Origin of the sequence: Streptomyces sp. NPDC093546 (assembly GCF_044765045.1) — a bacterium.
Classification (GTDB): domain Bacteria; phylum Actinomycetota; class Actinomycetes; order Streptomycetales; family Streptomycetaceae; genus Streptomyces.
In genome coordinates, this window is record NZ_JBIWJG010000008.1 from 60,696 (window position 1) to 84,787 (window position 24,092).

Here is a 24,092-nt window from a genome sequence, read left to right on the forward strand (position 1 = left end):
GCGTGGGCGACGGGCACGTCGTTCGGTCAGCCGGGCGTCAGTGCTGCGGCCACCGCTCCTCGGACAGGTTGCGGTGCAGGACGTCGAGCGCCTCCCGCAGCGCCCGCACCTGCCGTTCCTCCAGCCCCCGCAGCATCAGGTCCTCGGTACGGGTCCACACGGTCTCGACGGCGAACCGCAGGCCGCCGCCCTGTTCGGTGAGGTGCACCCGGGTGACCCGCCGGTCGCGCGGGTCCTTGCGCCGCGTCACCAGCCCGCTGGCCTCCAGCCGTTGGACCGCCTTCACCACGGTCGGCAGCTCGACCCCGAGGCGTGCGGTCAGCTCGGTCTGGGTGACCCCGTCCTCCTTCCACAGCTCGGCGAGCAGCAGCTCCTGGCCGGGGTGCAGACCCAGTTCGGTCAGCCCCCGGGAGACGAGGACGCGATGCTCCCTGGCGGCGCGGACCAGCGCGGTCCCCAGCGAGTCTCTGATCGCGGAGGTTTCCGCAGGCTCCGTGGGCTGCATGCGTCCTGTCTCCCGGGTGCTGGGGGGCCGAAAGAACGAATCCTACGGCGGTCGGTGTACGGAACGGACGGTCAGGTCAGGGGGCACCGGATCATGCCCCCGCCTCCTCACCGCCCTCCGCGGGGCCGGCCGCTCCCCGCGGGAACGCCGCGAAGAAAGGGGCGACGTCGGCCAGGAACACGCCGTTCTTGACGGCCGGATCCTTCGCGACGATCTTCTCCGCCTCATCGGTGTCGGAGACGGCGAGCACGGACATCCCCCCGTTCCGGTCGAGGAACGGCCCGCTCAGGAACAGCAGCCCCTCGGCCTCCAGTTCGGCGTTGTGCTCGGCGTGCCCCTGGAGCGGCTGCTCGAAGAGCGGTTTGCCCTCGATCCAGCCCGGCCCCGGCCGGTAGGTGACCACGTGGTGGGTCGGCCGGATCTCGGGCGCTGCCGTCTCGGGCACTGCCCCTGCCTCGGCGGTCTCGCTCATACGTGCTCCTCGTGTCGCGATCGGTGACTGGCATGGACGGCCTCCACGATCCGCATGACCTGGAGTCCGTCGTCGAGCGTGGGCAGCGGGCCGGCGGCCGTGCCCTCGGGTTCCGGCCCGGACGCGGCCGGGTGCCCGCCCCGCGTCCGCACGGCCGTCACGAAGGAGTCGGCGAACCGGTGCCAGAGCATCAGTCCGTGCTCCCGGGCGGCCCCGGCACCGCTGGAGGACCCCCCGCCCGGTACGTCCACGGCCTCGGGGTCACGCCCCGGCCGCAGCAGGACCGGGCCGTCCGCCCCGGACCACTCCAGGCTTCCCTCGGTGCCGTGCACGGCGAAGGACTCCTCGACCCGGGAGGAGGCGTGCCACGCCTCGTAGACCGAGACGCGGACCCCGGAAGCGGTGGTGCCGGAGAGTTCGTACCCCGTGTCGGCGGTCACCGGCAGGCCCTTCGCGGAGCCCACCGGCGCGGGGTTGCGCCGGGCCCAGTCGAACACCTCCAGCACGTGGTGGAACCGCGGCCCGTCCTCGGCCTCGCGCAGGTCGTGGTGGAGCTCCCCCCGTACGAGGGTGAGTTCCTCACCGAGCAGCACGCGGATGCGGTCCAGCACGTGGGAGCCGTGCTGCATCAGGGCGCCGCCGCCGTCCTCTCGCCGGTACATCCAGTTGTACGGCAACGGCGGCAGGCCCATGACGCTGGCCACCCGGACGTGCAGCGGCCGGCCGATGGCACCCGCCGCGACCGCCCGGGCCATGGCGGCGAACGCCGGGTCGTACCGCCACACGAAGCCGGTGGCGTGCACCACGCCCGCCTTCTCCGCGGCTTCCAGCATCTCCCGCGCCTGGTCGGCGCGGACGGCGACCGGCTTGTCGCACAGCACGTGCCGCCCCGCGGCGGCGGCGCGCAGCACGGCGTCGTGGTGGGCGTCCGGCGGGGTGGCGACGGACACCACGTCGACCTTCTCGATCAACTCGTCGAGACTGTCCACCACCTCCTCCACGCCGAAGCGGGCGGCCAGTTGCCCGGCGCGCTCCTGGGTGCGGCTGGTCAGCACGGCGAGCCGCACCCGGCCCGTCCGCCGGAAGCCCTCCAGGTGCAGGCCCGCGCCCCAGCCGGCGCCGACCACCCCCACCCGCAGGGGCCCGCTCACGCCGGCACCGCCTCGACGGCGCTCTCGCCGCGCGGGCCGGGGCCCTCGGGCAGGTGCTCGGCCACCGTCCGGAAGCCGGCGCGCTCCAGCAGCTCCTTGCACTCGGCGAGGGTGCGCTCCTTGCCGCCGAGGATCACCAGCATCTGGAGGTCGGCGAGCTTGCCGGGGTGGAAGCCGGGGGTGGCCGGGATCATGTTGTCCACGACGACCAGGCGGCTGTCCGGCCGCATGGCCTCGCGGACCCGGGACAGGATGCGCAGCGCGTCCTCGTCGTTCCAGTCGTGCAGCACCCGGCACAGGATGTAGACGTCGGCGCCGGTGGCCACCTGGTCGAAGAAGCTGGCGCCGACCACCTCGCAGCGCTCCTCGACACCCTCCTTGCGCAGCACCGCGGGAGCGTCGGCCACCGCCTGCGGCAGGTCCTGGAGGATGCCGCGCGCCTCGGGCAGGCGGGCCAGGACGGAGGCGAGCACCACGCCGGTGGCACCGCCGATGTCCGCGACCACCGAGGCGTCCGCGACGTCGCAGCGCTCCAGCACGGCGGGGGCGGTACCCGAGCCCGCCATGGCGTTGAAGGACTCGGCGGCCTCCGGGTGCTCCGCCATGTAGGCGAAGTGGCCGGTGCCGTAGACCTTCTCGAAGGCCGGCCGGCCGGTGCGCAGCGAGTGCAGCACCTCGGCCCAGGCGCGGAAGCTCTCCTCGCCGTTGACGATCACGAAGTGCCGCAGCGCCCCGGGGGCGTCACTGCGCAGCAGGTGCCCGCCGGGCGCGAGCCCGATCTCCTTGCCGGCCGTGATCTCCAGCAGGCCCAGGGACTCCAGGGCCCGGCAGAACCGGAAGAGGGCGTCGGCGTCGGCGCCGACCCGGTCGGCCAGCTCGGCGACCGGCAGCGGCCCGCCGGCCAGCGCGTCCGGGACGCCGACCTTGGCGACCGCGTACACCGCCTGGCCGACCCAGGGCATGCCCATGAGCAGGGTGCGCATGACGCGCTGGGTCTCCTCCGGCGGGATGTCGGGGAGGACGGACGGTGGCTGCACTGCGGACGAAGCGGACATGGCAAGAGCTCCTTAGTGGTGAGGCGAGGCGTGAGGTACGCGTCGTGGTGCGGTGCCGTGCCGTGTCGGACGGCGGCGTACGCGCGGTCAGCCCGTCCCTTCCAGGCCGGCGACCGCGGGCAGATGGGGGACGTCGTCCTGGCAGAGGGCGAAGTGCAGGGCTTCGGCGTAGCGGTTGACGGGGATCAGGCACGAGGTGACGGCCTCCCCGGCATCGGTACAGGAGTCCGCCAACAGCCCGTGCAGTGTCGGGGCGTTGGCGTGACGAGCGGCCTCCAGCGCGGTCAGGACGCTCCCGCGCGCGACCTCGTAGGACTGCTGCAGGCAGCGGACGACCGGCCCGCGGCCGGTGTACGGGCCGGCGAACTCGGAGACGAGCTCCTCGGCGACGGGGATGCTGGCCCCTTCCTCCATCGCCCGCTGGACGAGGTCCGGCCTGATGGCCTTCCCGGTGCGCAGCGCGCACAGCAGCCGCCGGACGGCGATCCCGTACCCGAAGACGGTGTCGAGATAGATGACGGCGGTGTGTTCCCGGAAGCGCGCCGACTCCCTGATCCGGCGGTACCAGTAGTCCCACGTGCCGACCGAGTAGTGGTCGGTCAGCTGGAACCGCTGGCAGCTGAGCCGGGCTTCGCTGAACAGGGCGTCCGCCATGCGGAACGCCTGGGCGATGTCCGCCGTCAGGTATCCGGCGGTGGTGAGGTCCATGACGACGGTCCGCGGGACCGCGTCTCTGATGGAGCTCACATTGGGCACTTCAAACACTCGCTGATCCCCCCGTGTTCTGAAATGGCCGCTGACCCGAGGCGCCTAGGAACGAGCGGGCCCGCCGGGACGGGCGACCAGGGCGCTCTCGGCGCGTGGGTCGGCCCCCGGCGGCGGCGCCACCACCGACTCCAGCGCGAAGCCGGCCTCCGCCAGCAGGGCGGCGTACTCGGTGCGGGTTCTGTCGCGTCCGCCCAGCACGACGAGCATCACCAGGTCCGCCGTCTTGCCGGGGTGCGGACCGGCGACCTCCGGCACCAACCGGTCGAGGACGACGAGCCGGCCGTGGGGCGGGATCGCCTCGCGGACGCGCCGCAGGATGCGCAGGGCGTCCTCGTCGCCCCAGTTGTGGAGCACGCGGGCGAGCAGGTAGGTGTCGCCCTCGGGTACGGCGTCGAAGAAGCTTCCGGCCACGCAGCGCACCCGGTCGGCGAGGCCCGCGTCCGCCATCCGCCGCCTGCCCTCCTCCACCGCGTCGGCGAGGTCGAGCAGGACGCCGTGGGTGCCGGGGTGGCCGGTGAGCACCTCGGCGAGCAGGTCGCCGGAGCCGCCGCCGAGGTCGACGACGGTCTTGGCGCCGTCGAGGTCCAGGCTGCCGGCCACCGCCGGAGGCCTGCCGGAGACGCCCATGGCCCGGTGGAACAGCTGCTCCGCCTCGGGGGTGTCGCGCAGGTAGTCGTAGAAGGAGGTCCCGAAGACCCGCTCGAAGGCCGGGCGGCCGGTGCGCGCGGTGTGCAGGATGTCGGCGAAGGACCGGAAGGTCTCCTCGCCGTGCATGACCACGACGTCGCGCAGGCTGCCCGGGCGGCCCGAGACCAGCTGCTGTCCGGGCTCGTCCAGGCCGTACGTGCGCGGGCCGGCCTCGGTGAGCACTCCCGCCGAGGCGAGCGCCCGGCACAGGCGGTGCAGCGTGTCGGGGTCGGCGCCGACGAGCGGGGCGACCTCCTCGACGGGGCGTGGCCCGTCGGCGAGATGATCCGGCACGCCCAGCTTGGCTATGGCGTACATCGCCTGGGAAATCCACGGCGCTATCGACAGTTCACGGACACGCGCCTTCGCCGCGAGCGCGGCCGGGGGCGGGGTAGCGGGTGCGGACATGGATCTCCACCTCTGGTTCGGTCGTTCGATCGGTCGTTCGATCTGTCGTCGGACTCGGCGTCGGACTCGGGAAGGCGGTGCGGTGTGGTGCGGTCAGGTGGCCTGAGCGGCCATCGCGCGCGACGGCGCGAGGGCGGCGAGGCCGCCCATGCGGACCCCCAGGGCGCGCAGGGCGGCAGGGTCCGCGGCCCCGGGCCGGGGGCCGGGAAGCAGCACGCTGCCCCAGTGGCAGGCCGCCCTCAGCAGACCCGACAGGACCTCCTCGCCCGCGGGTCCCTCCGCCGTGGTGAAGCCGGTCACGACCCGGTCCTCCAGCTGCCGCGCGGCCCAGAGCCGGGCGGTGCCGGCCAGCATGGCCGCCGCGGAGGAGGCGAGGTGGGGGGTGGCCCCGGCGGTGGCGAAGACGACGCCGTCGGCGGCGGCGAGTTCGTCCGGGTCGAGAGCGGCGGGCACCTCCCGCGCCGGCGCGGGGGACCGCGGTGTTCCGGTGGGGCCGGCCCACGGCAGCGTCCGTACGACGGGGGACGCTCCCGCCTCGCCCAGGCCGGCCAGGAGCGGCCGGCAGGTGTGCAGCAGGGTGATCAGGGGTTCACAGCAGACGACAAGTACACGGGCAACCATGGATGACCTCGTCGGGGTCGGTTGTGCGGAGGGAGAGCCCCGGGAGGGGCTCCGGTCAGACGCTCCTGCACAGTCTCCGGCGGTGCCGGGGAGACCGAGGGGGGTGGCCGAGCGCGTACGGGCGACGTCGCGAAGGAGAGGAGACGAGTGGAGACGGGAGGAGAGGAGAGGCGGGGGTGCCGGCGCGCTCAGCGCCCGCCGGTCACCGGGACGACTTCCCCGGTGATCCCGCGATTGGCCTCCGAGCACAGATAGGTGACGGTGTCGGCGATGTCCTCGGGGACGATCAGGCGCCCGGCCGGTGTCTGCCGCGTCTCCTGGGTCCGCAGGGGCACGGGGAAGTTGGCCAGGTTCCGCTCGGTCATCGTCAGCCCCGGCATCACCACGTTCGCCAGCGTTCCGTCCCGGCCCAGGGACCAGGCCAGCGACCGGCACAGGCCGTGCAGGCCACCCTTGGCGGCGGCGTAGTACTCCGCGCCGGGGATGCCTTCCTGGACCAGGTTCGAGGAGACGAGGGCGATCCGCCCCCAGCCGCCTTCCCGCAGGGCGGGGGCGGCGGCCCGCACGAGGCGGATGGCGCCCAGCAGGTTGTCCGAGACGATCCGCTCGGCCTCCTCCTCCGGGAGGGTTTCGAAGCCCCCCGGACCGCGGCCCCACCAGCGGACCGCGTTGGCCACCACCACGTCCAGCCGTCCCCAGGTGTCCAGGGCCGTCTCCACGATCCGGTGGGCGGTGGCGGAGTCGTCGAGCGCGTAGAAGCAGCTCACCGCCTCGCCGCCGCTGTCCTGGATCCGGCGCACCACCTCGTCGGCCCGGGCGGGTGCCCGGTGGTACCCGACGACGACATGTGCCCCTTCGGCTCCCAGCGCCTGTGCGATGGCCGCACCGATGCCGTTCGAGCCGCCGGTGACGATGGCCGTACGGCCTTTCAGACCGAGGTCCATGGATGGTTCCCCCCGCGCTCCACGCTCGTAGTCCTGTTTACGGCTTGCCAGTCGCGCCCCCGGGTGTCCCGGATGGAGCACAGGCTAATCGAGCAGGGCCCGCCGACACGCTTCATGGGCAAAGAAATTCGATGGTGTTCGGTTCTCTAGGGTTTCCCTCCCGCCCCCCGCTCCCAGCGGTAGAACTCCTGTGCCATGGCATCGGCCGGTCCGCGCCAACTCCCGGGATCGTAGGGGGAGATCATCGGATCCAGCTCCCTGCTGATCGACCGGAACGCCGGATGGTCCCGGACCGCCGCCACCGCCGGGCCCAGCGGCCGGTCGGCCTCGATCAGGTGCAGGTAGACGTCACGGAACCGGAACAGGCTCCGCGAGGTGGCACCGACCAGATCCGGCAACTCCCCCCGGTCGGACGCCGCGAACACCGCGGCCACGTCGTCCTCCGCCCCGGGCATCATCCGCGCGACGATCAGCGCCCGGTGCACCGGGCGCTCCGCGGCGCTCACGGGCGGACGCTTCCGACGCGGGCGGCGGCTTCCACCGTGGACTTGATCAGGCCCATCTGGACGGGCGAGTTGCGGTTGATCCGCTCGGCCATCTGCGCCGTGCTCACCGGGGCGGTCGGCTTCATCGCGAAGTCCTGCACCCAGCGCATGACGACACCGCCCTCGGTGGGCCGGTAGGTCCACACGATGTTCATGTACGCGAAGGGGCCGGTCTCGACACGGCGGGCGCGCACGGTCAGCGCCTCCCGGTCCATGGTCCGCTCCGACACCCAGCTCCACACGGCGCCGTTCTCGTCCGGGTGCATGGTCAGGCGGAACCGCACCGTGTCGCCCTCGCGTTCCAGGACCTCCACCGACGCGTACTCGCTGAACAGCCGGGGCCAGGCCTCCAGGTCGTTGGTCATCCGCCAGACGTGCTCCAGCGGAGCCTCGATGACGATCTCGTTCTCGGTGTGGCCGGGTGCCTCGTCCTCGCTCGGGGTCCGCGGCGCGGCGGTGCCGGTCACGGCGGCGTTGTACACCGCCACCAGCTCGTAGGGCGACGCGCACTCCTCGGCTTCGCCGCCGAGCCGCACGCCCCCGCGGCGCTCGAGCTCCGCGACCAGCCCGAGCTTGCCCAGGGAGTCGACGTCCAGCTCCTCGAACGTGGTGTGCGGTGCGGCGACCAGCTCCTCGCCGGTCACGTCGACGCCGCAGCAGCCGGCCAGCAGCGGAGCCAGCTGATCCAGCGTCATGGTGGACGCGTGGGACGCGTGGGACGCGTGGGACGCGTCGGATGCGTGGGGTGCGTTCATGGTGTGGTCCTCCTCCGTTCGGTGGTGCATTCCTGTACGCGCGTCACGCCGCGGTGGGCAGCGGCGGCAGCGGGTGACCGGCGCGGGCGAGCACGGCCGCGCTGCACGCCCCGCCGAAGCCCCGCGACAGCACCAGGGCCGTGCGGGGGGCGGCGGCCTGCCCCGCCCCGCGGACCAGCCGGCCGGCCAGCTCCTCCAGTACCGGCTCGTCCGGGTCGGGCCAGGGCGTCGGCGGGACGAACCCCTGCTCCAGCGCCAGCACGGCGGCCGCCAGGTCCAGCGCCCCCGCCCCGGCGTAGGCCCGGCCGAACCCCGCCTTCGGGGCGGTGACCGGGACATCGGGCAGCAGCCGGGCCAGTACGGCGGCTTCCGCCGCGTCCGCCTCGGCCGTCCCGAGGGCGTCCGCGAAGACCAGGTCCACGTCCCCGGGCGCCAGCCCGGCACGGTCCAGGGCGGTCCGGGCCGCGTGTTCCAGCGCCTCACCGCCCGGGTCGAAGGCCGCCGTCCCGCCGAAGGCGGTGGCGTGCCCCAGCACCAGGGCGCGTACGCGCGCGCCGCGCGCCTCGGCCGCCCCCGCGGTCTCCACGGCCAGCACCGCGCCGCCCTCGCCGGGTACGTAACCGCTGGCCCGGGGGCTGAACGGACGGTAGGCGGTGGCCGGGTCGCGGTCCGGGCTGAGCAGCCCGGCACCGACCTGGCAGGCCAGCGAGAACGGCGAGCCGACCGGCGCCTCCGCACCGCCGACCAGCATGGCGCCCCCGCTGCGGCGCAGTTCGCGGGCGCTGTGGCCGAGCGCGTCCAGCGCCCCGGGCTCGTCCGTCACCAGGACCGCGCACGCCCCCTTCAGACCGCGGCGGATGGACACCTGCCCGGTGCTGGCGGCGTAGAACCAGGCGATGGACTGGTACGGGCCGACGTGGCGGGGGCCGCGCGCCCACAGCCGCTCGATCTCGACCTGCCCGAAGGTCACCCCGCCCGCGTACGAGCAGATGAGCACGCCCACGTCGTACGGGTCGTCCGGCTGCTCCAGGCCCGCGTCGGCCAGCGCCTCGTCGGCGGTGGCCATCGCGAACTGGCTGAACAGGTCCGTCTGGACCAGGTAGCGGCCCTCGATGAGGTCGGACGGGGTGAAGTCCCGGGCCTCGCCGGCGAGCGCCACGGGAAAGCCCTCGGGGTCGAAGCGGGTGATCGGGGCGAGGTACGAGATGCCCTCGCGGATCGCCTTGGCGAACGCCTCGGTGCCCACGCCGGCGGGACCGACCACTCCGAGTCCGGTGACGGCCAGGGGGCCCGTCCGGGCTCCGGTCATCGCAGCTTCCTTCCCTTGGTGAGGACGACGGCGCTCTGGAAGCCGCCGAAGCCGCTGCCCACGGAGAGGACGGCGTCCAGCCGCCGCTCCCGGGCGGTCCGCGGCACGTAGTCCAGGTCGCACTCCGGGTCGCGGTGCTCGAGGTTCGCGGTGGGCGGCACCACGGACCGGTCCATGGCGAGCACACAGCTCGCCAGCTCGATGGCGCCGATCGCGCCGAGCGAGTGACCCACCATCGACTTCAGCGAGGACATCGGGGTCACCCGCGCGTGGGCGCCGAGGGCCCGTTTGACCGCGTCGGTCTCGTGGCGGTCGTTCTGCCGCGTCCCCGAGCCGTGCGCGTTGACGTAGTCGACCTCGTCGGGGGCGACGCGCGCCTGGTCGAGCGCGGTGGTGATGGCGCGGGCCATCTCCACGCCCTCGCGGCGCAGCCCGGTCATGTGGTGGGCGTTGCCGTGCGTGGCGAATCCGGCCACCGCGCAGTGGACGACGGCACCGCGCCGCCGGGCGTGCTCCTCCGACTCCAGGACGAGGACCGCCGCGCCCTCGCCCATCACGAACCCGTCGCGGTCCCGGTCGAAGGGGCGGGAGGCGGTCTCCGGCTCGTCGTTCCGGGTGGACGTCGCCTTGATGGCGTCGAAGCACGCCATGGCGATCGGCGAGATCGGCGACTCCGACGCCCCGCTGATGACGACGTCGGCCTCGCCGTCCTCGATCAGGCGGGCGGCGTACCCCACCGCGTCCAGACCGGAGGTGCAGCCGCTGGAGACCGTCTGCACCGGGCCGCGTGCGCCGACGACGTCGGCGACCTCCCCGGCCAGCACGCTGGGCGTGAGCGCCAGGTGCAGGTAGGGGGAGACGGCCTCGGTGTCGACCTTCCAGTCGCGCCCGGCACGACTGGTGGTCACGTAGTCGAGCTCCAGCTGCGTGGTGCCGCCGACCGCGGTGCCCATCGAGACGCCGACCCGCCACGCGTCCTCGGCCGCCAGGTCCAGCCCCGCGTCGGCGACCGCCTCGCGGGCGGCCACGGCGGCGAACTGCACGTAGCGGTCCATGCGCGCGGTCTCCTCGGGGCCGAGCCCGGCCGCCGCCGGATCGAAGTCGACCTCCGCGGCGATCCTGGAGCGGAACTCCGAGGCGTCGAACAGGGTGATGCCACGGGTGGCGGTACGCCCCTGGGAGAGCAGCTCCCACGCGGCACCGGTGCCGACGCCGCCGGGGACCACCAGCCCGACGCCCGTCACCACGGCACGGCGGGTCATGACCGCCCCTTCTCCGCGGTGTCGGCCGTGCGGCGCGGCTGGGCCTCCTCGGTGTCCACATGGCCGAGCTCCGGCCGCGGGGCGAGCGGGCACAGGTGGAACACGATCCGGGCCTCGCCCGAGCCGGTGTTCCGCACGCGGTGGCGCATGTTCTTGGGGACCACGAGCCCCTGACCCTCCGTCAGCCGGTGCGGTACGTCGTCGAGGTCGAGCTCCAGCTCGCCGCGTACGGCGAACACGAACTCCTCGGAGTAGGGGTGGTAGTGCTCGGCGATGCTCTCGCCCTCCTGGAGGATCGCGACACCGAGGAACCCGGTGGTCGCGCCGACGGTGCCGGGGCTGAGCAGGGTGCGGATGTCCCCGCCGCGCCGCGTGTTCGCGGGAACCTCGTCGATCGAGACCACGCGGACCGCGCGCTCCGTGTCGGCCGACGGGGCTGCGGGGCTGACGGTGTCGGTCATGACGTCCTTCCGGTGAGGGTCGTGGTGCTGGGGCTGAGGCGCCGCGGGAAGAGGCGCAGGGCGTTGCGGGCCAGGACGCCGGCCCGTACGTCGGCGTCGGGAAGCTCGTCGGCGAGGAGGCGGAGCGGTCCGGAGACCGCGTCGGCACCCAGGGGCGGCGAGTCGGTGCCGTACAGCACGCGCTCGGGCCCGAAGAAGGAGAGGAGTGCGCGCAGGGACTCGGCTCCGGGGCTCGCGGTGTCGGCGTGGATGCGGCGCAGTGCGTCACCGGGCCGCAGGGCGGGCTGCCCGCCCTGCCGTCCGGTTGCTGCCGGCGGCCCGCCGGGACCGCCGGGTCGTCCGTTCGGCCCGCCGGGGCCGCCGTTCCGGCCGGCCGTCACGCCGGGGGGCGGGCCGCCGACCGCGTCGAGCCTCGCCGCGAGCATGGCCAGCGCACCGCCCGCGGCGGCGGCGATCAGCCGCAGCCCGGGGTGCCGGTCGAGTACGCCGGCCCGGGCGAGTACGGCCAGGCCCACGGCGACGTCGCAGTAGCGGCCGACGCGCTCGAGCAGCGCCAGGTCGTCCAGGCCCTGTCCGCAGGCCGGCAGCGCGGGGGCGTGCACCAGGACGGGGACGGCGGCCTCCTCCGCCATGGCGAAGAAGTCCTCGGCCTCCGGGGCGTCCAGGTAGCGGCCGCGGACGCTGCTGTTGACGATGAACCCCACGAACTCGGGCTCCCGCACCCGGGCCCCGGCGCGGGCCAGGTGGTCCGGGCCGCCGAGCGGGTTGACGTAGACGTACCCGCGCAGGTGCTCGGAGTGGGCGCGGACGGTGTCCGCGAGCCAGTCGTGGAGCCGCTCCAGATCGCTCTCCGGCTGGGCGTAGTTGTCGACCCCGGGGGCGGGCACCATCGCCCCGGCCCCCACCGGGCTCCCCACGACGGTCATCCGCACGCCGGCCGCCAGCTTGGCCTCGATCATGCCCTCCACGTCGCACAGCGCGGGCGGCATGGGGTGGCGCTCGGCCAGCCACGGCGGGCTGAGGTGCCCGTGCACGTCAATGGTCACGGCCGCTCCCCGGGGCAGCGGGCACGGCGGCCGGCGCGAGGACGCGTGCGATGGCGGCGCAGTCGGCGTCGCCCAGCCCCTCGGCGACCGCCTGGGCGTGGGTGTCGGCGGCGGCGGACGCCATCGGCAGGGAGATCCCCGCCGCCGCGGCCTCCTCGGTGACCAGGCGCAGGTCCTTGTGCATCAGGCGGAGCCGGAAGTCGGGGTCGTCCCACCGCTCCCCGGTCATGCGCTCGGTCTTGAAGCGCATCACGGGGGAGGCGAAGCCGCTGGCGGCGATGGCGCGCAGGACGGCGGTCCTGTCCAGGCCCTGCGCCGTGGCCAGCGCGGCCGCCTCGGCCATGGCCTGCATCTCGATCCCCATGAGGAGGTTCATCAGCAGTTTCAGCCGCATGCCGGACCCGAGCGGGCCGACCGGGACGATCTGCTTGGCGAGCCCGGCGACCAGTTCCGCGGCGCGCTCGACGTCCTCGGGAGCGCCGCCCAGGAAGATCCGCAGCTCTCCCGTGCGGGCGTGGTCGCCGTTGCCGAGCAGTCCGGCGTCCACCACGCCACCGCGGCCGGCGAGCGCCGCGACGTCCGCCGGGGAGACGGTGCTCGCGCAGACCAGCAGGGCGTCGGCGGGCAGCGCCGCGAGAACCCCCTGCTCACCCTGGAGGACGGCGCGGAGCGCCTCGGCGTCGGCCAGGCACAGCAGGACCGCCTCGGCGCCGCGGGCGGCCTCGGCCGGCGTGGCGCACACGGTGGCCCCGGCGTCGCCGAGGGCCGTGGCCCGCCGGGCGGTCCGGTTCCACACGCGGACCTCGGCGCCGGTTTCCAGCAGCCGGCGGGCGACACCCGAGCCCATCACGCCCAGGCCGCAGACCGCGACGCGCCGCCCGCCGCTCATGACGCCCGCCGGTCGGTGATGCGGCGCATGGCCCAGCGCTCGAGCAGCTCCGGTACGTCCAGCGCGGCCTGCCGGTCCAGGGCCGGTCGCAGCAGCTCCAGCAGCGGCTCCCAGCCCTGGCGTACGCCGGGTTCGGCGCAGGCCGCCCGGGGCAGGAGTTCGGGTGCTTCCTCGCCCTCCAGCAGCCAGACCACCACGTCCTCGCGGTGGACGACGGTCGCGGTGACGGCCTGCGGAGCCACGGCGCCGAGGAGCTCGGCGGCCTGCCGGCCCGCGCCCCGGGGCACCGGCAGCAGCGCGGCCCAGCGGTGCGGGGGGAGCGCCGCGCCGGCGCCGCCGGTGCGGGCGGGGCGCCGGGGGCCCGCGCAGTGCAGCATGGCGCGGGAGAAGAAGGCGCGGGCGCCCTCGGGGTTCGAGAGGTCACGGGGCTCGGTGAGCAGCGGATCGAGGGCCCGCTCGACGGCCCGGACGGTGGGCTGGGCGCTGAGGTGGCGCAGCGCCGCGCCGACGTCGCCGGTGAGGTCCGCGACCCGCAGGACCCGGTTTCCGCCGAGGAAGACCGTGGTCGCGAGCAGCCGGGTGCGCTCGTCCACCCGGGTCTCGGGCGCCCGGTAGCCGGCGAGGGCCTCGGCGGCCCGCTCGGTGGCGTCGGGCCGGACGGTGAAGCTGAGGGCGACGCGGTGCAGGAGACCGGGCTCGCCCGGGTCGCCGGTACGCGGCTGAGCCGGCTGAGCCGGACCGCGGGTGTCCGGGGTGGCTGGTCCTGGCATGGCGGTGGTTCCTTCCGGAGAGGCGGGCGCGGGTCGGCGGACCAGCGGGTCGGCGGGTCGGTGTGTCGACGGACCAGGGATCAGGGATCAGCGGGCGGATCAGCGGGTCTGCCGCCGCACCGCGAAGCGCAGCGACACCGGGTCGGTGAAGCACTCGCGCATCGGGGCCACGAGGGTGCGGTGCTCGGTGCTGCGCTCCCAGACCTCGAAGGCGGCAGCGGTCTCCCACAGGCTGGTGATGACCCAGCGCGTGGGGTCGGTGGTGCTCTGGGCGACCTGGTCCTCGACATGGCCGTCGACCTCGGCGACGCGGCGCGAGATGCCGTCGTAGGCGGCCAGGAACCGCTCGGTGCGGTCCTCGGGCACGGTGACCATGAAGATCACCCGGAGCGGGACGTCCGATGCGCTGCCCGGACCGGTGGTGTCCTGGGCGGGCGCGGAGGTGGGCGCTGAACTCATGTGGGCTCCCGATGGCTTGCGTACGGGCCGGCCGGGCGGCCGGCAGGACTGCTCACGGACGTCCGCGGGGCGCCGAGGGCGTGCGGAGTACGGCGGGCGGAGTACGGCGTATGGAGTGCGAGTGCGGAGTACGGGCAGGCGGCGCCCCCGAGGCGCGCGGAAACGGCGCCCTGGACGTGGGCGGGGGAGGCGGGGAGGTGCGGAGGAGGTGGTGGGTCGCGTAGCCGCGCCGCGCGGGCTCAGTGAAGCGGGCTCAGTGAGCGGTGGCGAGCGGGGCGACGTAGCGTTCCGCCAGGGCGACGGCCCGCCTGCCGAGGGCGCGTCCGGCCATCGCCGCCTCGCCCGGGTCGAGCGGTCCGGCCGGGCCGGTGGTCACGGAGAGCCCGTAGGGGTTGCCGCCGACGGTGCGGAAGGCACGGTCGGTGTAGCCGGTGGGCACGGTCAGCGCGCCCCATTCGGCGACGGTTCGGTGCAGGGCGAGCAGAACGGCCTCCTGGCCGCCGTTGGCCGACGAGGCCGCGGTGAACGCGGTGACCACCTTGTGGGCGAGGACGTCGCGCTCCGCGGCGGCGCCGCACTGCTCCAGGAACCACAGCACCTCGCTGGAGGCGTTCCCGAAGTACGTCGGGGTGCCCAGGGCGACGACCTGCGCCCACAGCACGTCCTCGACCCGTGCCGGCGGTACTGCCGGCACGCCGGGCGTTTCCTTCCCACCGGTGGGCGGGCCGAGCCGCCGGAGCCGGGTGACGGCGCCGGCTTCCCGGGCGCCGGTCTCGACCGAGGCCGCGAGTTCGGCGACGGTGCCGCTGCCGCTGTGAAAGGCCACGAGCACGCGAATTGACATGAGTGACACATCCCCCCGTACATCTGTGCCCCCCGACTGTCACAACCGGTCGGGCAGCGAGCAGAAGTCTAGGCGGCCACCGCCGACAGCTGTCAAGCTTTCACCGAAACTGTCTTTACAGCTTGTCATTGCATCGGACGTCGACTTTTCGGGGAGCTCCTGATCGATGGCCTACATTGACCCCAGATCCCTGCAGCGTGCGAGAAAGCGCGGAGTAACCCCCCTCATGACCAATGACGCAGACGGCGCCTCGCCCGCCGAGGCCCGCCCCGACACGGGTCCGCCGGACCACGACGTACAGCCCGCCCTCGGGCGGCGGCTGCGCGAACTGCGACTGCGCCGCGGACTGTCGCAGTCGGCCCTCGCCGGCGACGTGGTCTCGCCCAGCGCGATCTCCCTGCTGGAGTCGGGGCACCGCCAGCCCACCCAGCGCACCTTGCACTACCTCGCCCAACAGCTGGGCTGTACCGTCGAGTTCCTCCGCGACGGGGTCGAACCGGCCGGCGGCGCCACCCTGCGCCTGGCCCTGGCCCGCACGGAACTCGCCGTGCTCAGCGGCGACGCGGAGACGGCCCGGGTGGAGCTGAACGCCGTGACCGGCGACGGCATGGTGCACTACCCCGGGTACGGCGAGCAGGTCAGGCTCCTGCGCGCGCTGATCGCCGAGCTCACCGGGGAGCCGGAGGACGCGGTGCGGCTGCTGGAGGGTCTGGTCGACGCGATGCCCGCCTCCTGGCGCGGCACCGGCGAGGAGGACGGCCCCGACGCGGAGGCGGACGCCGACCGCCGGTCCTCCACCGACCCGGACAGCGCCTTCCCCTGCCCGCCGACCGCCGTCTTCGCCGCCCTGGCCCGCGGTTACCGGGCACTGGGCCGCCCGGAAGACGCCGCTCGCGCCGCCCGCCAGGGCCTCGCCCTGCTCGCCTCGCTCCGGCTGGACGAGGACTGCTACGCGGCCGAGTTGCGCGAGGTGCTCCTGCTGGCCATGGACGAGCTCGGGGCCCCGGCGGCGGAGGCGGTGGCCCGCCGGACGCTGGCGGCGGGCGGCCCGGCCGACTCGGAGGCCGGCCGGGTCCACGCCCGGCTGGCCGCCGCGAGCAGGGCCCGCGAACAGGGCCTGGTCACCGAGGCGCTGCGGATCGTCGAGAGCACCCGGGCGGTCGTGCTGTTCGGCCAGGAGCGCAGGCGCGCCGCCCGGTTCCGGGCGACGGCCGCGCTGCTGCTGTACGGGCGGGGCGACGGCGGGGACGACGTGGTCGACGCGCTGCACGCCTCCTGCCGGGAGCTCTCCGCGCTGGGCGACGCGGCGACGGCGGGCCGGTGCGCCGCCGCCCTGGCCGAAGTCGCCCTGCGCGAGGGCGACTTGGAGGCGGCCCGGCAGCTCGCCGAGAGGTCGCTCGACGCCCTGTCGGACGCGGACCCCGGCGCCCCTCTCGCCGAGGTGCGCATCCGGCTCATGCTGGGCCGCATCCGCGCCGAGGCGGGCGACCGGGAGGCCGCGGGGGAGCAGGCGACCGCCGCGGCCGAGGTGTTGCGGCGCGTGCCCGAGGGCCGGGAGGCCGCCGACGCCTGGCGCGAGACCGGTGAGCTGCTGGAGCGCGCGGGGGACGCGGAAGGCGCGCTGGCGGCCTTCCGGAAGGCGCTCGGGGCGGTCGGCATCGGCCGGAGTTGACCGGCGCCGACGCCCCCCGTGACGTACCGCCGCACGCGGAAAAGGAGACGTGTCACAAGCTGTCAATGGATGTTAATGCGCACCCTTACTTCATTGACTAACTGTCATAGACCTCCTTACGATCCCTCCTGACCCGGGGACCGTCCAGTGGAGGAGGCCGTCATGGCCGCGGTACGCGATCGTCTTCATGTCCTCGTCGTAGGGGCGGGGGTCGGTGGTCTCGCCGCCGCCCGGGGGCTGGCCGCCCGGGGACACCGGGTCACCGTCCTGGAGCGGGCACCCGCTCTCACCCGGGTGGGAGGCCACCTCGGCGTGCAGAGCAACGCCGTCCTGGCGCTGCGCGCCCTCGGCGCCTCCGCGGCCGTGGAGGAGGGCGGCGTCCCGGTGGAGCGCTTCGAGATCGCCTCCTGGCGGGGACGCCGCCTCGCGTGGTGGTCCCCGGGCGCCCTCGGCCGTGAGATGTCCGCCCCCAACGTCACCGTCCCCCGCCACCTGCTGCTCACCGCCCTCCGCGACGCCGCCCTGACGCACCGGGACGCCACCGAGCTGGTGTTCGGCGCCGAGGTGCGGGAGATCGCGACCGTGGACGACGGCACCGGCGTGACGGTCCGGACCGCGGACGGGCGGTCCTTCACGGGGGACCTGGTGGTCGGGGCCGACGGCGTACGGTCCGCGGTCCGCCGCCTCGCGGGCCTGCCCGGCACACCCCGTACCGCCGGATACCTCACCTGGCGCGGCGTGGCCGCCGCCCGGCCGCCGGCGACCGGGCCGCACACGGCCCGCCACTACCTCGGCCGCGGCCGCACCTTCGGCCACTGGCCCCTGCCGGACGGCCGCACCTACTGGGTGGCCACCCGCCTCCGCCCGGAACCGGCCCTGGGCGCCGCTCCGGCCGGGCCCCCGGACCCCGCCGACCTGCCGCCGCGGGTCAGGGACCTCGTGGCCGCCACCCCGGCCGACGACCTCCTGCACACCGCGGTCGACACGGTCGAGGGCTGCGACACCTGGCACACCGGGCGCGTCGTGCTGCTGGGCGACGCGGCGCACGCCATGGAGCCGGTCACCGGCCAGGGCGGTGCGCAGGCCCTCCTCGACGCCCTGGCGCTGGCCACCGCCCTGGCCGGCGTCGGCGCCGCGGACGGGCCGGCCCGGCTCGGGGCCGCTCTCGCCGACTACGCCGCCACCCGCCGCGGCCCCGCCCGGAAGGTCGCCGAAGAGGCCCGTGGCCTCGGCGGACTGCACCACCTCGACAACCCGGTCGCCGTCCGCGTACGCGACACCGTGCTGCGCTGCACCCCCCATTCCGTCTGGCAGCGGCGCGCGGCGCTGCGCCTGGACGAACGCGAACTCCTCGCCGCGGCCGCCCCGGCCGGCCGCGGCACCGCACCGGAGGCGGCCCGGCGATGACCACGAACGCAACCCCGACTCCGCCCACCGCTGCGACAGCCGCTTCGCAGCCGGCCATGAAGCCCCGCCTGGCACTGCTGTACGCCCTTCCGGCGGACCGCCTCGGCCCGGCCGTCGCCCACTGCGCCGCCCATCCCTGGCCGACGGGCTGGGACGACGGCACCTACCGACTCGCCGCCGAGCACGCCTTCCACGGCGACGGCCTGCTCATCCGCTTCCTGGACTTCGAACCGCTCGCGAACATGCCGACGGGCGCCCCCGATGCCGACGCTCTGTACGCCACGCTCGAACACGCCACCGGCGTCCCCGGGATCGCCGAGGCCGACCTGCCGCTCGCCCGGGCCGCGGGCGTGTGCCCGGATCCGGAATCGGTCCCGTCAGGGTCGGACCAACTGCGGGCCGCCCACCGGCAGATGGCGGTGGTGCCGTTCGCCGGCCGGATCACCGAGGACCGGCTGCTGCCGGGCCCGGACGTGCCGCGCCGCCTCGCCGCCCTGCGCTATCCGGCCCGGCCGGGCCGGGGCGAGGCCATCCAGGACGCCCTCACCGGCGGCCGCGACCTCCCGGTGAACGGCCGCCCCGCGTCGGCCGGCACCTCCATCGCCCTCGCCTCCACCTCGCTGTTCCGCCGGGACGACACCGTCGTCCGGCTGATCGAGGTGGCCGGGGACATCTCCGCCGGCATGGCCCACCTGCGGCGTACCGCCTCCAAGGGACCCGGCGCCCAGCGGCTCGCCGGGCTGCTGCTCCCCGGCTACGACCTGCGCACCGAGGACGGCTTCGACCGGTTCCTCGCCACCGGCACCCTCACGCCGGTCACCGGCCACGGCTGACCGGCACCGCCCCCCTTCCGCCGCCGAAGCGGCGCGCCGGGGCCCTGATCCAAGGAGAATCGGATGACCCACGCCACCGGCGGCCTCGCCACCGACTGCCTCACCGCCGCCCGTGACCTGGCCGGGAAGATCGGTACGCACTCCGCCGACATCGAGCGCGACCGTGCGCTGCCGGCCGCCGTCACGGACGCGCTGCGCGACGCCGGGCTGTTCCGCATCGGACTGCCCGCGCACCTCGGTGGCGTCCGGCTGCCCTTCCCCGACATCGCCGCCGTGGTGGAGGAGGTCGCCTACGCGGACACCGCCACCGGCTGGTGCCTGGCGATCGGCAACACCAACGCCTTCCTGGCCTGGCTCGAGCCCGACGCGGCCCGGGAGCTGACCCGCGGGGGAGCGGTCCTGGCCGGCTCCACCGCCCCCGTCGGCACGGCCGACCCGACCGCAACCGGCTCGGCGGTCCGCCTGACCGGCCGGTGGGGCTTCTGCTCCGGCGTCCCGCACGCCGACCTGGTGATGGCCGGGTACCGGGAGCGCGGCGCCGCCGGGCCCCCCGTCGACGCCCGGGTCGCCTTCGTACCGGCCCCGTCGGCCACCGTCCACGACACCTGGGACACCATGGGGCTGCGCGGCACCGCGAGCCACGACGTATCGCTGGCCGGGGTGGAGGTCCCGCTGTCCCACACCGTGTCCCTCCAGGGGCCCGCGCCGCACGGGGCGGAGCTCCACCGGCTGTCCGCCCTCAACATCCTCATGGTCCTGCTGGCGGGCGTCCCCCTGGGCGCCGCCCGGCGGGCGCTGGAGGAGACGGCGGCGCTGGCGGCCGCCAAGCGGCGGCCCGGGAGGCCGTCCCCGCTGCTGGACGAGGCGGAGACCCTCACCGCGCTGCTCCGCGCGGAGGCCGCCGTCGGCGCGGCGCGCGCCTTCACGCACGAGGTGCTGGGCCGGACGTGGGACGTCCTGGCGGCCGGGGACACCCCGTCCCCGGAGCTGCGGGCCCGCGTCGCGGCCGCCGTCGGACACGCCCTGGACACCTGCCGGGCGGCCGCGACCACCGCCCTCCGCCTCGCCGGTACGTCCGCGCTGCGCACGGACCACCCGCTGCAGCGCTGCGTGCGCGACCTGCACGCCGCCGGGCAGCACTTCGCCTTCTCGGACGACATGGCCCAGCGCCACGCGCGGACCCGTTTCGGGCTGCCGCAGCCGTTCTCGCTCTTCCAGGTGTGAACCGATTCCACCGCCCTTGGCCGTGTCCGCCACTCCCGCCCCGTATCAGAGGTGACCGATGAGCAGCCCTGCCACCCTCAGCACCGCCGATCCGCTCGCCGCCCCGGACGACCTGCTCGCCCGCTGCGCCCGCGTCGCCGACCTGGCCCGGCCGTACGCGGAACGGACCGACCGCGACGGCGTCCTGCCCGAGGAGGTGCTCACGGCCCTGGGCGAGGCGCGGTTGTTCTCCCTCGCCCTGCCGCGGGAGCTCGGCGGCCTCGGCAGCGCGCCCGGCGAGATCGTCCGCGCCGTGGAGGAGCTGACGTACGCCGACGCCTCGCTCGGCTGGACCGCGCTGATCGGCCAGTCGTCCGGTTTCCTCGCCTGGATGGACCCCGGCGCGGCCCGCGAGATCACCGGTACGACCCCGGACCCCCGGGTGGCGGGGTCGATGGCCCCAGCCGGGCGGGGTGTGCCCGCGGCGGGCCCGGACGGCGCCCCGGGGTTCCGGCTGTCGGGCCGCTGGCCGTACAACTCGGGCTGCCGGCACGCCCAGTGGCTGGTCGTCGCCTTCCTCCCCGGCGCGCCGGGCGGGGGCCCGGACGGCCCGCCCCCCGGCGTACCGGCGGGCGAACGGCCCCCGGGGCCGCCCCCCATCCGGTGGGCGGCCGTGCCCGCCGGGGCGGCACGGACCCTGCCCACCTGGGACGTGATGGGGCTGCGCGGTACCGCCAGCGACGACGTGGTGCTGGAGGACGTGTGGGTGCCCGCCGCGCGCACCTTCGATCCGCTGCGGGAGCCGGCCCGGTGCGGCGCGGCTCTGTACCGCCACTCGCTGTTCACCTTCCTCATGACGGTCATGGCGGGCTTCCCCCTCGGGCTCACCCGGCGCGTCATCGACGACTTCACCGAGGCCGCCGCCGCCAAGGGCCGGCTGGGCAACCGCCATGTGCTGCTCGACGACCCGCTGGTGCAGTCCCGGCTGCTGCGGGCGCGCAGTGAGGCGCGGGCGGCGCGGCTCCTGGTGGCGGAGGCCATCGCGACCCTCGGCGCGGAGGGGACGGCCGACCCGGTACGGGACCGGGCGGCCCTGGCGGCGGCGGTGCAGCACGCGGTGCGGGTGTGCGTGGAGACGGCGGAGTGGGCGTTCCACACGTCGGGGGGCGGCGCGATCCACCTGAGCGACCCCCTCCAGCGGGCCTGGCGGGACGCGCTGACCGCCGCCAGCCACATCGCCTTCTCGACCGCCGCGGTGGGCCGTACCGCCCGCGCCCTGCTGCGCCCGGAGGCGCTGTCCGGCATGGACTCCCTGCTCGTCTGACGCCGCGTCGGCCACCAGGGTCCGTACGGGTCTGCGCCGCGGCGCAGACCCGTACGGCCATGGGCAATTGACGGAGCGTCGGACGCGCATTCGGTGGGCGGGTCACCTGTTTCGGCGCCGTGTCAGGAACCCCCTTGCAAGATAGTTAGCCGACTAATAGATTTGCCGCATGCCTTCTGACACACCTGGGAATCCCGGGGGGCAGGCCACACCACCGCCTGCCGGCGGCCCTCCGGGCCCGCCGGGGCCCCCCGGTGGGAAAGACCCGCTGATCGCCGGCTCGGGATGGTTCGCCGTCGTGGCCACGGGCCTCGCCATCTTCATGACGACCTTCGACATGACGGCCGTGGCCATCGCCCTCCCGGACCTCAACCAGGAACTCTCCACCTCGCCGCACGAGGGCGAGTGGCTCATCCTCATCTACGCCGGCGCCATGGTCGCCCTCGGCCTCCCGGCCGGGCGGTACGTGGACTCCTCCGACGTCCGGGGCACGTTCGTGGTCGGGGCGCTCGGCTTCGCGCTGGCGAGCACCCTGGCCGGGTTCGCCGCGAACCTGCCGCTGCTTCTCGGCGCCCGTCTGCTGCAAGGCGTCTTCGGCGCCCTGCTGGCCGCCGTCGTCCCGGTCATCGCCACCCGCGCCGTACCGCCCTCCCAGCGCGGCCGGGCCCTGAGCATCATCGGCGTCCTGGGGCCTCTCGGCGCGGTCAGCGGACCGGCCCTCGGCGGCCCGCTGGTGGACCTCTGGGGCTGGGAGTCCGTGTTCTTCGTGGTGGTGCCGTTCAGCCTGGCCGCCGTCGTCGTCGGCATCCGCCACCTGGCGGCCCTGTCCCCGATGCGGCTGCCGTCGGCCGGACTCGCCCTGGAGAGCGTGATCGTGGCCGCGGGGACGCTGAGCGTCTTCGCCGCCCTCACCCTGCTCGCCGGCCCCGATCCGAACCTCCTGTTCGTCGGCGCCCTGCTGGTGGCCACGGTGGTCTGCTTCCTGCTCTGGCGGCGCACCACCGGCTACGGCGCGGCCCGCGGCTCACTCGGCGTGTCGGCCGTCGCCGCGTGCGTCCTGTCCCTGTCCCTCACCACCGTGGCCAGCGGCACCCTGTACTACCTGCCGCCGTTCGCCCTGGAGGCGTTCCGCGGCTGGTCGGCGTCGACCATCGGCCTGTTGCTGCTGTTCCAGCCGCTCGCCATGGGCGCGGTCGGGCCGTTCGCCGGCTACCTGGTCGACAAGGGGAAGCCCCGCGTCACCGCCGCCCTGGGCCTCACCTCCATGCTGGCGGGCTCGGTGCTGCTGATGCTCGGCATCAAGTCCTGGCCTCCCGCGCTGCTGGTCTGCGCCCTGCTGCTGTGCGGCCTGGGTCTCGGTCTGTTCGCCGGGCCCAACCAGACGATGCTGATGACGAGTGCGCCGCCGCAGCTGCGCGGTACGTCGGCGGCGCTCTCGGGCACCGGCCGCCAGATCGGCCTGGCACTCGGCCCGGCCCTGGCCACCATCATCTGGCTCATCGGAGACCGCAGCGGCGGATCGACCGGGGACGGCCTCGTGACGGCATTCGTCGTCGCACCGCTGGCCATCGCGGCCGCGCTCGGCGCGTTCCTCCTCCTCACCCGGGGCATGGAGCCCCTGCCGCAGGGCCCGCCAGGCCCGCCCGGGCCGCCGCGGCCCACCCAGCCTGCGGGCCAGGCCGGCGCCGGCCCGGACGCCGAGTCCGCCGGGGGGAACCGCGTACCCCCGGAGAGCCCGCGGGCCTGACCGGTCTCACGTTCCTCGGCGTTTCTCACGGGTTTCTCACCCGTCACGGCCGGCATCGGCCGGCACCACCTCGCACGATCGCGTTCGCTCATCACCGGAAGTGGAGCCTGTTTCGTCATGACCAAGATCGCAGTTATCGCCCACAGCCTCGCCGGCTCGGCCCTGTCCCTGGCGGACGCAGTCGCGGAAGGCGCCGCGAAGGCGGCGGACACCAACGAGGTCCGGCTGCTGAGGGTGCCCGACATCCGCAGTGACGAGGAGCTCGCCCAGGACCCGCGGATCGGGAGCCTGTTCACCGAGCGGGTGGCCTCCCACCCCGTCGCGACCAACGACGACCTGGCGTGGGCCGACGCCGTCATCCTGGGCAGCGGGACCCGGTTCGGCGGCATGTCGGCGTCGATGCGCAAGTTCCTGGAGGACGCGGCGGGCCTGTGGGTCACCGGCGCGCTCCAGGGCAAGGTGGGCGCCGCCTTCTCGGCCGCCTCCACGCCGCACGGCGGTATGGAGCGGACCGTTCACGACCTGCTGACCGCGATGATGCACTTCGGCATGCTGATCGTGTCTCCGGGCTACGCCGACCCCGTGCAGTACCGCGCCTCCAGCCCCTATGGCTCGGTCGCCCAGGCCGGCGGCCCCTCGGGCCTGATGCCGACCGAGGACGACCTGGAGGCCGCGCGCTTCCTCGGCGCGCTGGTGTCCCGGACCGCGGCGCGCCTGGCACCGGCGGACCCGGTCGTCTGACGACCCGTCCGGCCGTCCGGCCGTCCGGCCTGGACGCCCGGTCGGCGGCGGCCCCATCCCGGCCCCATCCCGGCCCGGTCAGTAGAACCGGCTGCCGGACGGCACGTACCGCCGCCCGGCAGCCGACAAGCCGTTCCGTCCCCACCGCCCCACCCGTCCCTTCCGTCCGCGCCTCGCGTGCCGGGGGCCTGAGCCGCTCCCGGCCCGCGCGCCA

Annotated in this window: 25 protein-coding genes; 7 read left to right on the plus strand and 18 right to left on the minus strand. The window is 75.1% G+C overall.

What is annotated here, in order from left to right:
• Positions 1-37: 37 nt before the first annotated feature.
• The 18 genes from ACIRNI_RS19375 to ACIRNI_RS19460 all read right to left on the minus strand — a co-directional run bounded on the left by ACIRNI_RS19375 (position 38) and on the right by ACIRNI_RS19460 (position 14,951).
• Positions 38-505, minus strand: coding sequence for a MarR family winged helix-turn-helix transcriptional regulator (locus ACIRNI_RS19375; protein ID WP_356646747.1), 468 nt, complete (start codon positions 503-505; stop codon positions 38-40).
• 91 nt (positions 506-596) lie between these two features.
• Positions 597-977: a YciI family protein gene (locus tag ACIRNI_RS19380; RefSeq protein ID WP_403552603.1), complete on the minus strand. Its 381-nt coding sequence runs from the start codon at positions 975-977 to the stop codon at positions 597-599.
• Positions 974-2,128 (minus strand): Gfo/Idh/MocA family protein, encoded by a 1,155-nt coding sequence (locus tag ACIRNI_RS19385; protein WP_403552604.1) that lies wholly within the window; start codon positions 2,126-2,128, stop codon positions 974-976. Before ACIRNI_RS19385 ends, ACIRNI_RS19380 begins: the two co-directional genes overlap by 4 nt.
• Complete coding sequence (locus ACIRNI_RS19390) at positions 2,125-3,183, minus strand: methyltransferase (RefSeq protein WP_403552605.1); 1,059 nt, start codon at positions 3,181-3,183, stop codon at positions 2,125-2,127. Before ACIRNI_RS19390 ends, ACIRNI_RS19385 begins: the two co-directional genes overlap by 4 nt.
• Before the next feature lie 87 nt (positions 3,184-3,270).
• Positions 3,271-3,930, minus strand: a complete 660-nt coding sequence (locus tag ACIRNI_RS19395; protein WP_403552606.1) for a hypothetical protein — start codon at positions 3,928-3,930, stop codon at positions 3,271-3,273.
• 63 nt (positions 3,931-3,993) lie between these two features.
• Positions 3,994-5,046: a methyltransferase gene (locus ACIRNI_RS19400; RefSeq protein ID WP_403552607.1), complete on the minus strand. Its 1,053-nt coding sequence runs from the start codon at positions 5,044-5,046 to the stop codon at positions 3,994-3,996.
• A 93-nt stretch (positions 5,047-5,139) separates the two neighbouring features.
• Entirely contained in the window at positions 5,140-5,667 is a 528-nt protein-coding gene (locus tag ACIRNI_RS19405) for a hypothetical protein (protein ID WP_403552608.1), read from the minus strand.
• Between the two features lie 188 nt (positions 5,668-5,855).
• On the minus strand, positions 5,856-6,611 hold the full coding sequence (locus tag ACIRNI_RS19410) for an SDR family NAD(P)-dependent oxidoreductase (protein WP_403552609.1): 756 nt from the start codon (positions 6,609-6,611) through the stop codon (positions 5,856-5,858).
• A gap of 146 nt (positions 6,612-6,757) precedes the next feature.
• On the minus strand, positions 6,758-7,096 hold the full coding sequence (locus ACIRNI_RS19415) for a TcmI family type II polyketide cyclase (RefSeq protein WP_403552847.1): 339 nt from the start codon (positions 7,094-7,096) through the stop codon (positions 6,758-6,760).
• Positions 7,097-7,113: 17 nt separating this feature from the next.
• The gene (locus ACIRNI_RS19420; protein ID WP_403552849.1) at positions 7,114-7,521 is read right to left on the minus strand and encodes an SRPBCC family protein; all 408 of its coding nucleotides are present in this window, start codon (positions 7,519-7,521) and stop codon (positions 7,114-7,116) included.
• Positions 7,522-7,954: 433 nt separating this feature from the next.
• Positions 7,955-9,220, minus strand: coding sequence for a beta-ketoacyl synthase N-terminal-like domain-containing protein (locus tag ACIRNI_RS19425; protein ID WP_403552610.1), 1,266 nt, complete (start codon positions 9,218-9,220; stop codon positions 7,955-7,957).
• The gene (locus ACIRNI_RS19430) at positions 9,217-10,482 is read right to left on the minus strand and encodes a beta-ketoacyl-[acyl-carrier-protein] synthase family protein (protein ID WP_403552611.1); all 1,266 of its coding nucleotides are present in this window, start codon (positions 10,480-10,482) and stop codon (positions 9,217-9,219) included. The genes ACIRNI_RS19425 and ACIRNI_RS19430 overlap by 4 nt, the downstream gene beginning before the upstream one ends.
• On the minus strand, positions 10,479-10,943 hold the full coding sequence (locus tag ACIRNI_RS19435; RefSeq protein ID WP_403552612.1) for a cupin domain-containing protein: 465 nt from the start codon (positions 10,941-10,943) through the stop codon (positions 10,479-10,481). The genes ACIRNI_RS19430 and ACIRNI_RS19435 overlap by 4 nt, the downstream gene beginning before the upstream one ends.
• Positions 10,940-11,989, minus strand: coding sequence for an amidohydrolase family protein (locus tag ACIRNI_RS19440; protein WP_403552613.1), 1,050 nt, complete (start codon positions 11,987-11,989; stop codon positions 10,940-10,942). The genes ACIRNI_RS19435 and ACIRNI_RS19440 overlap by 4 nt, the downstream gene beginning before the upstream one ends.
• A complete protein-coding gene (locus tag ACIRNI_RS19445) occupies positions 11,979-12,878 on the minus strand; it encodes an NAD(P)-dependent oxidoreductase (protein WP_403552614.1) in 900 nt (299 codons plus the stop codon). Before ACIRNI_RS19445 ends, ACIRNI_RS19440 begins: the two co-directional genes overlap by 11 nt.
• Positions 12,875-13,648, minus strand: a complete 774-nt coding sequence (locus ACIRNI_RS19450; RefSeq protein ID WP_403552615.1) for a SchA/CurD-like domain-containing protein — start codon at positions 13,646-13,648, stop codon at positions 12,875-12,877. The genes ACIRNI_RS19445 and ACIRNI_RS19450 overlap by 4 nt, the downstream gene beginning before the upstream one ends.
• Positions 13,649-13,747: 99 nt before the next feature.
• The gene (locus ACIRNI_RS19455) at positions 13,748-14,107 is read right to left on the minus strand and encodes an antibiotic biosynthesis monooxygenase family protein (protein ID WP_403552616.1); all 360 of its coding nucleotides are present in this window, start codon (positions 14,105-14,107) and stop codon (positions 13,748-13,750) included.
• A gap of 253 nt (positions 14,108-14,360) precedes the next feature.
• Positions 14,361-14,951 carry a flavodoxin family protein gene (locus tag ACIRNI_RS19460; protein WP_403552617.1) on the minus strand — a complete coding sequence of 197 codons (591 nt, stop codon included), beginning with the start codon at positions 14,949-14,951 and terminating at the stop codon, positions 14,361-14,363.
• Positions 14,952-15,177: 226 nt separating this feature from the next.
• Between ACIRNI_RS19460 and ACIRNI_RS19465 the strand changes: the two genes are divergently transcribed.
• The 7 genes from ACIRNI_RS19465 to wrbA all read left to right on the plus strand — a co-directional run bounded on the left by ACIRNI_RS19465 (position 15,178) and on the right by wrbA (position 23,878).
• Positions 15,178-16,623, plus strand: coding sequence for a helix-turn-helix domain-containing protein (locus tag ACIRNI_RS19465; protein ID WP_403552618.1), 1,446 nt, complete (start codon positions 15,178-15,180; stop codon positions 16,621-16,623).
• 162 nt (positions 16,624-16,785) lie between these two features.
• Complete coding sequence (locus ACIRNI_RS19470) at positions 16,786-18,030, plus strand: FAD-dependent oxidoreductase (RefSeq protein ID WP_403552619.1); 1,245 nt, start codon at positions 16,786-16,788, stop codon at positions 18,028-18,030.
• Positions 18,031-18,086: 56 nt separating this feature from the next.
• A complete protein-coding gene (locus tag ACIRNI_RS19475; RefSeq protein ID WP_403552620.1) occupies positions 18,087-18,863 on the plus strand; it encodes a SchA/CurD-like domain-containing protein in 777 nt (258 codons plus the stop codon).
• Between the two features lie 63 nt (positions 18,864-18,926).
• On the plus strand, positions 18,927-20,087 hold the full coding sequence (locus ACIRNI_RS19480; protein WP_403552621.1) for an acyl-CoA dehydrogenase family protein: 1,161 nt from the start codon (positions 18,927-18,929) through the stop codon (positions 20,085-20,087).
• Positions 20,088-20,145: 58 nt separating this feature from the next.
• Positions 20,146-21,390, plus strand: a complete 1,245-nt coding sequence (locus ACIRNI_RS19485) for an acyl-CoA dehydrogenase family protein (protein WP_403552622.1) — start codon at positions 20,146-20,148, stop codon at positions 21,388-21,390.
• A 298-nt stretch (positions 21,391-21,688) separates the two neighbouring features.
• A complete protein-coding gene (locus ACIRNI_RS19490) occupies positions 21,689-23,137 on the plus strand; it encodes an MFS transporter (protein ID WP_403552623.1) in 1,449 nt (482 codons plus the stop codon).
• Between the two features lie 117 nt (positions 23,138-23,254).
• Positions 23,255-23,878: an NAD(P)H:quinone oxidoreductase gene (gene wrbA / locus ACIRNI_RS19495; RefSeq protein WP_355364723.1), complete on the plus strand. Its 624-nt coding sequence runs from the start codon at positions 23,255-23,257 to the stop codon at positions 23,876-23,878.
• Positions 23,879-24,092 lie beyond the last annotated feature (214 nt).